The following is a 9,410-nucleotide window of genomic DNA, read 5'->3' on the forward strand; positions in this document are numbered from 1 at the left end:
CGTGTCGGACCCGATGCGCCCGCCCGTCTCCCACCCCGGCCCTCAGCCGACGCCGTCACGCTCAGGCCCCTCCCGGTCCCGGGCCTCGCTGCGTACCGCCGTGGTCTGGGAGGTTCTGCGCGACGCCCTCGAACGCCGGGTCAAGGCGACCGGCCGTGAGTCGCTGGACGTGCTCGACACCGGGGGCGGCAGCGGCAACTTCGCGGTGCCCGTGGCTCTCCTCGGTCACCGGGTCACGGTCGTCGACCCCAGCCCCAACGCGCTGTTCGCCCTGGAGCGACGCACCGCCGAGGCGGGCGTGGCCGACCGGGTGAGGGGCGTCCAGGGCGATGTCCACGGCCTCTTCGACGTGGTCGAGCGCGGCGGCTACGACGCAGTGCTGTGCCACGGCGTCCTGGAGTACGTCGACGACCCGGCCGGCGGCGTCCGCAACGCGGTCGCCGCGCTGCGTGCCGAGGGCGTCCTCAGCCTCCTCGCCGCCGGCCTCGGCGGCGCGGTGCTCGCGCGCGCCCTGGCGGGCCACTTCAAGGAGGCCCGGCAGGCGCTCACCGCACCCGACGGCCGCTGGGGCGAGGGCGACCCCGTGCCGCGGCGCTTCACCGCCGAGCAGCTCACCGAGCTCGTCGAGAGCACGGGCCTCGTGGTGGGGGCCGTGCACGGTGTGCGCGTCTTCGCCGACCTCGTGCCCGGCGTCCTCGTGGACACCGAGCCCGGAGCGCTGGAAGCCCTGCTGAAGCTGGAGGAGGCCGCCGCCGAACTCCCCGCCTTCCATGCCGTCGCCACCCAGCTGCATGTGCTGGGTGAGGCACGGGGGGCCGCGGAGAGCTGAGCGCCTCCCGGGACGTACCGCTGATCAGGGGCTTGGCAGCGCATGGAGTACGCCACAGGCCCCCCGTTCGGCCGCCGTGCGCCGTATGATCGAGGGAGACCGCCCGGCATGACGGGCCGGCTGCCGGGGAATGGAATCCTCAGCGAGCCGGGACGTCCATGACGGGCGTCGGTTGGCCAATTGGCGTAGAGGGGCGGGTTTCACGGGGGCGATTCCCCGCCTATCCTGAAGGGACCCCCCGGGTCGCCCCGGCGACTGCACGATGAGGAGGACTCCGTGCCGCTCTCGGAGCACGAGCAGCGCATGCTCGAGCAGATGGAGCGAGCGCTGTACGCCGAAGATCCCAAGTTCGCGTCGGCGCTCGAGGGAAGCGGGCTGCGTACGTACACCCGGCGTCGGGTCTACCAGGCGGTCGCGGGCTTCCTCGTGGGAATCGCGCTCCTCATGGCCGGTATGGTCGCCAAGCAGGTGTGGCTGAGCGTGGTCGGCTTCCTCGTGATGCTGGGCTGCGCGGTGCTGGCCGTCACCGGCTGGCGCAAAGCCCCCAAGCCCGGTGAACAGCCCGCGGCGGGAGCCACAGGAACCCCGCCGACACGCGGTCAGGTCAGGCAGAAGCGCTCGATGATGGACCGGATCGAGCAGCGCTGGCAGCGCCGCCGTGACGAACAGGGCGGTCGCTGACACCGCCGAACACGGACATGGTTGAGGGGGTGACCACCCGGCCGGGTGGTCACCCCCTCAACCATTTTCCGCTGTCCCCCGGTTCCCCGGCCTCCCAGCCCCCGGCTGATCAGCCGACCCCGCTGATCAGCCGCTCTGCTGGCCGGACGGCCGGCGCACCAGCGCCGTCAGCCGGGCCGTCCAGGACGTCCTCAGGGCCGTCCAGCGGTCCGCGAGGTCCCAGAGGGCGCGGACGGCCGAGCGCGGGGCCACGACGGCCCGCACCCGCGCGGTCCAGTCGGCCTTCTCCTGCAGTGCCGCCCGCACCGTGCGGACCTCGTCGGCCAGCCCCGCCTCCGCCCTCGGCTCCGGGGCGTACAGCACCTGCTCCACCGCGCCCGCGACCCGGTGCACCGAACGGTCCGCCGACTCGTCCAGCCCTCCGATCCGGACGATCCGCGCCGCCGCCCGCCGGGGGGTCAGCGCCTCGTCCGGCTCGATGCCGAAGTCCCAGGCCGTGTCGGTGAGCTCGCGCCACACCGCCAGGACGTGCCCGACGGCGGCCGCTCCGGCCTCCCCCTCGGGCTCGTCCAGCAGGACGGCCGGCTCGGCCCCGTTCGCGGCCTCACCGCCCGCGCCCGCCTTGTCGCGCCGGCCCGGGGGAGCGCCGGCGGCCGCCGCGGAGTGCTGGGCGGACGCCAGCCGTGCCGAACGCCGCCTCAGCCGCCACAACATCGGCAGCATCGGCAGGACGAGCACCGCGCCTCCCAGCAGCGTCCAGGTGGCGATCTGGTACCAGGGGGTGCCGACGCCGCCGTCTCCCGACCGGCCCACCGGCAACGCCCCGGCGCAGTCGTCGAGCTTCTTCTCCCGGGCCGAGCAGCCGGCGCTCGCCGAGGGCGCGTTCGACGGCGCGGCGTCCGCCGAGGCCGAGGCCTGCGGCGCCGAGGGGAGGGCCGCGCCCGGGGAGTCCGGCACGGTGTACGTGGGCGTGGTGCCACGGGTCGGGGTCGGCTCGAACCGGGTCCAGCCCACACCCTCGAAATACAGCTCCGGCCAGGCGTGCGCGTCCTTCAGGCCCACCGCCACCGAACCGTCCGCCTGCGGAGAGCCCGGCGCGAAGCCCACGGCGACCCGCGCCGGTATGCCCAGGGTGCGGGCCATCGCCGCCATCGCGAACGAGAAGTGCACGCAGAAGCCCTGCTTGTCCCGCAGGAAGCGGGCGATCGCGTTCGGGCCGCTGCCGACCTCGACCTGGGTGTCGTACTCGAAGCCGCCCGTCACCGCGAAGTAGTCCTGGAGCTTGACCGCCTTCTCATAGTCGTTCGCGGCGCCCTTGGTGATCTCCCGGGCCTGCTGGGTCACCACCGACGGCAGGGAGTCCGGGACCCTGGTGTAGTCGCGGCGGATCGAGTCCGGGGCGTCCTGCGCCGCCGCCAGCTGCTCCGCCGTCGGCTGCACGTCCAGGCTCTTCACCTGGTACGTCTTGCCGCTGGTGTTCTGGCCGTGGTCGCCGACCAGGGTCATGCCGACCGGCTCGTACCGCCAGTTGCCCTTGATCTGCACGCCGCTGGGCGGGTAGGGCATCGGGAGCCAGTCCTGGGCGTAACCGTCGGCGGCCGCGATCCGGGTGGTGATCTCCGTGCGCTTGACGTCGGGACCCAGCCCGGTGGGCGAGGGGAAGTCGTCGGGCACGGCGACGATGTGGCGCTTGGCCGGCCTCCACGTCGTGCCGTCGAAGTCGTCCAGCGAGACGATCCGCAGATACATGTCGGAGATGTCGGTGGTGTTGGTGCGCAACGTCAGGACCGTCTGGTCCTCGTCCACGTTCAGGCTGTCACGCAGCGACACCAGCGGGTTCACCGCGGAGATCGTGCCTCCGCCGCCGTTGCCCGCGCCCACGCCGGCGCCGGTCGCCCCGAGCAGGCCGCCCTGTATCGCCGGCAGCGGCAGCAGCGGCACCACGAGGGCGACGCCCAGCGCGGCCATCCCGATGCGCCGGCCGGTGCGCACCGGGGCGACCGGGCCGGGCTGTCCGCCCGGGCCGCGCCCGGACCCGCCGAACACGCGCCCCCACTGCGAGAGCCGCTCCCGGCCCTCGGCGAGCAGCAGGAGCAGATAACCGGCCGCGGCGAACAGGAACCACAGCCAGTCGGCCGCCCCGTCGGACAGGCCCGCGGCGACCGAGTACAGCGCCAGCAGAGGCAGACCGGCCGGAGCCGCGTTGCGGAACGTCACCGCGAGGGTGTCGACCGCCAGGCCGATCACCAGCACCGCGCCGATCACCATCAGCCGGATGCCGTCGGACAGCGGGGCCGGGATCGCGTACCGCCCCACGTCGTCGGCGCCGGCCTGGAGCAGATCCCCGAAGTGGCGGAAGGCCTCCGGGCCGGGGATCAGACCGACGAGCGCGTGCCCGCGGGCGAAGACCAGGGTCAGCATCACCAGGGTGACCAGCGCCTGCACCGCTACGGTCAGCGGCCGGGCCAGCGGGACCCGGCGGGCCGCGGCGCCCGCTCCCGACTGGATCGCCAGCATGAACGCCGCCTGCACCAGCCAGGTCGCCGGGTCCACCAGGGGCAGCAGGGCGCACGACGCCATCAGCGTGGCCGCCGCCGAGCACAGCGTCAGCCGAGCACGCCCGCTCATGACCACCCCTCCCCACTGCTCGCCGCGCCCGCCGTCATCACGCCCGCCCGGTCGCGGTCCGCCTGGCGCCACAGCTCGTTCAGCGAAGCGCCCCGCGGCACGCTCAGGGCCGTCCAGCCCGCCTCGCGCAGCATCCGCAGCCGCTCCTCCTGCCTGCTCATCGGATCGGGGACGCCGTTCGGTTCACGCACCCAGTGGTCGCCGTCCAGCAGGAAGGCGACCGCGCCTCCGCTGCGCTGGCGCATCTTCGCGGCCACCGCCGCCTCTTCCTCGTCGAGATCGCCGAGGAACGCCACCAGCAGGCCCTCGTTGCCGCCGCGCAGCACGTCGTACGCCCGGGACAGGCTCGTGCCGTCGGAGTGGTCCACCACGGCGAGGGTGTCCATCATCAGTCCCGCCGCGTCGGCGGACTCCTGGTTCGCTCCGGCGAACCCGTCGGCCCCCTCGCCGGGCACCGAGTTGCCGGTGTCGGTCAGCAGCCGCACGGAGAAGCCCCGCTCCAGCATGTGCACCAGCACGGACGCGGCGCCGGAGACGGCCCACTCGAAGGCCGAGTCGGGGCCCGCGCCCTGGTAGGCCAGGCCCCGGGTGTCGAGCAGCACCGTGCAGCGCGACCGCTGGGGCTGCTCCTCGCGGCGCACCATCAGCTCGCCGTAGCGGGCGGTCAGGCGCCAGTGCACGCGGCGCAGGTCGTCGCCGTAGCGGTAGGCGCGCGGGATGACGTCGTCCTCGCCGGCCAGTGCCAGCGAGCGCTGCCGGCCCTCGCCGTACCCCTTGGCCTCGCCGCTCAGCCGGACCGGGGGCAGCGGCTCCACGCGCGGTATGACCGTCAGCGTGTCGTGGGTGGAGAAAGAGCGGGTGAGCTCGCACATCCCGAACGGGTCGTTCAACCGCAGCTGGAGCGGGCCCAGCGGGTAGCGGCCTCGCAGGTCGGAGCGGACCCGGTAGGACACCTCGCGTCGGCCGCCCGCCTCGACCCGGTCCAGGACGAAGCGCGGGCGCGGGCCGAGCACGTACGGCACCCGGTCCTGGAGCATCAGCAGGCCGGTGGGCAGCCGCGAGACGTTGTCCATCCGCAGATGGACGCGAGCCTCGCTGCCGGCGGGCACGCGGGCGGGGGAGAGCCTGCGGCTGCCGGCGACCCGGTAGCGGGTGCGGTAGACGACGGCCGCGCAGATCAGCGGCAGTGCGGCCAGCAGCAGCCCGACCCGGAGCAGGTCGGGCTGGCCGAGCACGTAGGCGCAGACGGCGGCCGCGATGCCGGCGGCCAGGAAGGACCGCCCTCGGGTGGTCAGACCGGCCAGCGCCGTGCGCACGCTGCCCTTGTCGCCCTTGTCGCCCTTGTCGCCCTTGTCGCCCTTGTCGCCCTTGTCGCCCTTCCTGCCCTGGCCGGCCGACGGCTGTCCGGATCCCCCGGCGGCCATCACAGCCTCCGCGACTGCTGGCCGTAGGCCTGTGGGCCGTGCCCCAGCCCGTACCCGTGCTGCTGCGGGGTGGCGGGCACCGGGGTGCGCTGGATGATCTCCTCGACGACCTGCTCCGCCGTGCGCCGGTTGAGCTGGGCCTGCGCGGTGGGCAGCAGCCGGTGGGCCAGGACGGCCACGGCGAGGTTCTGCACGTCGTCCGGCAGGGCGTAGTCCCGGCCGCTCAGGGCCGCGGTCGCCCTGGCCGCGCGCACCAGGTGCAGCGTCGCGCGCGGGGAGGCCCCGAGTCTGAGGTCCGGGTGGGTGCGCGTGGCGGTCACCAGGTCGACCGCGTAGCGCCGCACCGCGTCGGCGACATGGACACCGCGCACGGCGTCGATGAGCTTCACGATCTCGTGGGCGTGGGCGACCGGCTGGAGGTCGTCCAGGGGGTTGACCCCGCCGTGCACGTCGAGCATCTGCAGCTCGGCCTCGGGGCTCGGATAACCGATCGAGACCCGGGCCATGAAGCGGTCGCGCTGGGCCTCGGGGAGCGGGTAGGTGCCCTCCATCTCGACCGGGTTCTGCGTCGCGACCACCATGAACGGACTGGGCAGCTCGTACGTCTGCCCGTCGATGGTGACCTGGCGCTCCTCCAGCGACTCCAGCAGCGCCGACTGGGTCTTGGGCGAGGCGCGGTTGATCTCGTCGCCGATGACGATCTGCGAGAAGATCGCGCCCGGCTTGAACTCGAAGTCCCGGCGCTGCTGGTCCCAGATGGACACACCCGTGATGTCCGAGGGCAGCAGGTCGGGGGTGAACTGGATCCGGCGTACCGAACAGTCGATGGACTTGGCCAGCGCCTTCGCCAGCATCGTCTTGCCGACGCCCGGTACGTCCTCGATCAGCAGATGCCCCTCGGCGAGGAGCACGGTCAGCGAAAGCCGTACGACCTCGGGCTTGCCCTCGATCACTCCCTCCACCGAACTGCGGACACGCTCCACAGTGGCGGTCAGATCTGTGAGGCTCGCTCGCTCGTCATAGGTCGTCACCCGGCCCTCCTCGGCCCAAACTTTCTCCGGGCCGACGCACTGTGCGGCAAACCGGCCCACCCCGAATCACGGACGCCGCTCCAGAAGTGCTCAGCGTGGCGTCACCCTCGCATTCTTGCTGCCGTTACCGATTCGTGTCACTCGCCTGTGGACAACTGTCCTCGATATGTCGGTGATATGGGGATTCGGGTGCCCGAGGGGCCCGAATCGACAGCGGAACGACAGGGAACGACCGTGCCCGTGAACGGTCACACGGGCAACGGCAGCGGACTGTGCGGGGCCGGGGAGGAGGTTACGCGGGGGCGATCTCGCGCAGCGAACCCGTCCGCACGTCGAACACGAACCCGCGCACGTCGTCGGTGTGCAGCAGGAACGGCGAGGTGCGCACCCGCTGCATCGACTGGCGGACGTCCTGGTCGACGTCGCGGAAGGCCTCCACCGCCCAGGCCGGACGCTGGCCGACCTCCATCTCCAGCTCGGTGCGGAAGTCCTCGGTGATCGACTCCAGGCCGCAGCCGGTGTGATGGATCAGGACGACGCTGCGCGTCCCCAGCTTCCGCTGGCTGATGGTGAGCGAGCGGATCACGTCGTCGGTGACCACACCGCCCGCGTTACGGATCGTGTGGCAGTCGCCGAGCTTCAGGCCGAGTGCCGCGTGCAGGTCGAGGCGGGCGTCCATGCAGGCCACGACCGCGACCTCCAGAACGGGGCGGGCGTCCATGCCGGGGTCGGCGAACGCCGCGGCATACCGCTCGTTCGCCTCCACCAGGCGGTCGGTCACAGCGCCACCGTGTATGGCGCCTTCGGATTCGACGGGTACGGATGCGGAAGTCGTCATACTCATGACGGTACTGGTCACGGGCATTCCGGTCTCGCTGTGGGTAGGGAAAAAGAGCGTCATCACGCCCTCTTTGTGAGGTACGACACAGCTGCCCGGAGGCTGCGCGGAGGAGGTGCGTGCCCCTGGGCCGCGCCGTGCAGGCCGGTTGATTGACCGCGCGACCCCGTGGACTAAAGTGACGCGAAGCGGGAGGCGACGATCTCCCTGCTGGACTGAACCCCGAGAGACCCCGGCCCGGCCGCCGGAGATCTCCCCGCGGCGCCGGAGGGCCTTCCCTTCACGAGGGGGCGGGGACCCGGCGGTGCGTACCACCCGCCGGATCTGAGAGGGCCCCTTGAGTCACAGTCGACATGTCCCGGTGATGCTCCAGCGGTGCCTGGACCTGTTGGCCCCCGCCCTCCAGGAACCCGGAGCGGTGGTCGTCGACTGCACGCTCGGCCTCGGCGGCCACAGCGAGGCGCTGCTGGCGCAGTTCCCCGAGGTGCGGCTCGTCGCCCTCGACCGCGACAAGGAGGCCCTGCGCCTGTCCGGCGAGCGCCTCGCCCCCTTCGGCGACCGCGCCACCCTCGTGCACGCCGTCTACGACGAGCTCCCCGAGGTGCTGGAGCGGCTCGGGCACGCGCGCGTGCAGGGCGTCCTGTTCGACCTCGGCGTCTCCTCCATGCAACTGGACGAGGCCGACCGCGGCTTCGCCTACGCCCAGGACGCCCCGCTCGACATGCGGATGGACCAGACGACCGGTGTCAGCGCCGCCGAGGTCCTCAACACCTACCCGCCCGGCGAACTCGTGCGGATCCTGCGGGCGTACGGCGAGGAGAAGCAGGCCAAGCGGATCGTCTCCGCCGTCGTGCGCGAGCGCGACAAGGAGCCGTTCACCAACAGCGCCCGGCTCGTCGAACTGATCCGCAACGCGCTTCCGCAGGCCGCCAAGCGCACCGGCGGCAACCCCGCCAAGCGCACCTTCCAGGCGCTGCGCATCGAGGTCAACGGCGAACTCTCCGTCCTGGAACGGGCGATCCCGGCCGCCGTCGAGACGCTCGCCGTGGGCGGTCGGATCGCCGTCCTGTCGTATCACTCGCTCGAAGACCGGCTGGTCAAGCAGGTGTTGGCGGCAGGCGCCGCCAACACCGCCCCGCCCGGACTGCCCGTCGTCCCCGAGCGCTACCAGCCGCGGCTCAAGCTGCTCACCCGTGGTGCCGAACTTCCCACCGAGGAAGAGATCGCCGAGAACCGGCGCGCCGCCCCGGCGCGGCTGCGCGGGGCGGAGCGGATCAGGGAGTCCATCGAATGACGGGCGTGAGCCGAGGGTGGCGCGTTCCACCCGGGGGAGGGCGAGTGAGCAGGAAACCCGAACTGAAAGGGAGGGCCGCCCGCCTCGCGCGGCTCTTCCCGGCAGGCCCGCGGCAGGCGGCCCGCACCCCGTTCGTCCTCCTCGTCGTCCTTCTCCTCGGCGGCGGTCTCATCGGACTGCTCGTGCTGAACTCCGCGCTCAGCGAGGGCTCGTTCAAGATGGACGACCTGCGCAGGGACACCAAGGGCCTCACCGACGAGGAGCAGGGGCTCCAGCGCGACATCGACTCCTACTCCGCCCCGGACGCCCTTCAGCGCCGCGCGCGCGAGCTGGGCATGGTCCCGGGCGGTGACCCGGCCTTCCTGAACCCCGACGGCGCCGTGAAGGGCGTCCCCTCGGCCGCGGCGCAGCAGTCCGTGCAGGAGGCCCCCGCCGTCCGGCCGCCCGAGGCCCTGATGTTCTCCCAGACGATCGGGTCGTCGCCGTCGCCGGCCCCGAGCGACACCCCGCCCGGCTCCCCGGCGCGGAGCGCGGCCCCCGACCCGACCGCAACCACCCCCGAGACCCCCGGCAGGTGACGGAAGTGTCCGACAGGGAACCGCCGCGCCGGCGGGTGCCCGGCCCCGCCCGGCCCTCCCGCCCCGCGTCCGCCCAGCGGCGCCCGGGCCCCGGCAGCCGCCCGGCC

8 protein-coding genes are annotated in these 9,410 nt (G+C 73.1%); 4 read left to right on the top strand and 4 right to left on the bottom strand.

Annotated elements, in window-relative coordinates:
• Position 1: 1 nt before the first annotated feature.
• Entirely contained in the window at positions 2–829 is an 828-nt protein-coding gene (locus BG482_RS24445) for a methyltransferase (protein WP_069771266.1), read from the top strand.
• 276 nt (positions 830–1,105) lie between these two features.
• Positions 1,106–1,510, top strand: coding sequence for a DUF3040 domain-containing protein (locus BG482_RS24450; RefSeq protein ID WP_069771267.1), 405 nt, complete (start codon positions 1,106–1,108; stop codon positions 1,508–1,510).
• 126 nt (positions 1,511–1,636) lie between these two features.
• Here BG482_RS24450 and BG482_RS24455 read toward each other — a convergent pair whose 3' ends face one another.
• The 4 genes from BG482_RS24455 to BG482_RS24470 all read right to left on the bottom strand — a co-directional run bounded on the left by BG482_RS24455 (position 1,637) and on the right by BG482_RS24470 (position 7,431).
• Positions 1,637–4,138, bottom strand: coding sequence for a DUF3488 and transglutaminase-like domain-containing protein (locus BG482_RS24455; RefSeq protein WP_069771268.1), 2,502 nt, complete (start codon positions 4,136–4,138; stop codon positions 1,637–1,639).
• Positions 4,135–5,562 (bottom strand): DUF58 domain-containing protein, encoded by a 1,428-nt coding sequence (locus tag BG482_RS24460; protein ID WP_256096465.1) that lies wholly within the window; start codon positions 5,560–5,562, stop codon positions 4,135–4,137. The genes BG482_RS24455 and BG482_RS24460 overlap by 4 nt, the downstream gene beginning before the upstream one ends.
• A complete protein-coding gene (locus BG482_RS24465; protein WP_069771269.1) occupies positions 5,562–6,593 on the bottom strand; it encodes a MoxR family ATPase in 1,032 nt (343 codons plus the stop codon). The genes BG482_RS24460 and BG482_RS24465 overlap by 1 nt, the downstream gene beginning before the upstream one ends.
• Positions 6,594–6,885: 292 nt before the next feature.
• Positions 6,886–7,431, bottom strand: a complete 546-nt coding sequence (locus BG482_RS24470) for a carbonic anhydrase (protein WP_069771270.1) — start codon at positions 7,429–7,431, stop codon at positions 6,886–6,888.
• Positions 7,432–7,768: 337 nt separating this feature from the next.
• Between BG482_RS24470 and rsmH the strand changes: the two genes are divergently transcribed.
• Together rsmH and BG482_RS24480 are read left to right on the top strand one after the other, a co-directional pair.
• Positions 7,769–8,725 (top strand): 16S rRNA (cytosine(1402)-N(4))-methyltransferase RsmH, encoded by a 957-nt coding sequence (gene rsmH / locus BG482_RS24475; RefSeq protein ID WP_079142089.1) that lies wholly within the window; start codon positions 7,769–7,771, stop codon positions 8,723–8,725.
• A 44-nt stretch (positions 8,726–8,769) separates the two neighbouring features.
• Positions 8,770–9,303 (top strand): hypothetical protein, encoded by a 534-nt coding sequence (locus BG482_RS24480; protein WP_069771272.1) that lies wholly within the window; start codon positions 8,770–8,772, stop codon positions 9,301–9,303.
• Positions 9,304–9,410 lie beyond the last annotated feature (107 nt).

Origin of the sequence: Streptomyces sp. LUP30, from assembly GCF_001746365.1 — a bacterium.
Taxonomy (GTDB): domain Bacteria; phylum Actinomycetota; class Actinomycetes; order Streptomycetales; family Streptomycetaceae; genus Streptomyces.

Excerpts from the sequence above, each read along its gene's own strand:
- BG482_RS24455 (WP_069771268.1), bottom strand. The coding sequence starts at position 4,138 with ATGAGCGGGCGTGCTCGGCTGACGCTGTGCTCGGCGGCGGCCACGCTG.
- BG482_RS24460 (WP_256096465.1), bottom strand. The coding sequence starts at position 5,562 with ATGGCCGCCGGGGGATCCGGACAGCCGTCGGCCGGCCAGGGCAGGAAG.
- BG482_RS24470 (WP_069771270.1), bottom strand. The coding sequence starts at position 7,431 with ATGACGACTTCCGCATCCGTACCCGTCGAATCCGAAGGCGCCATACAC.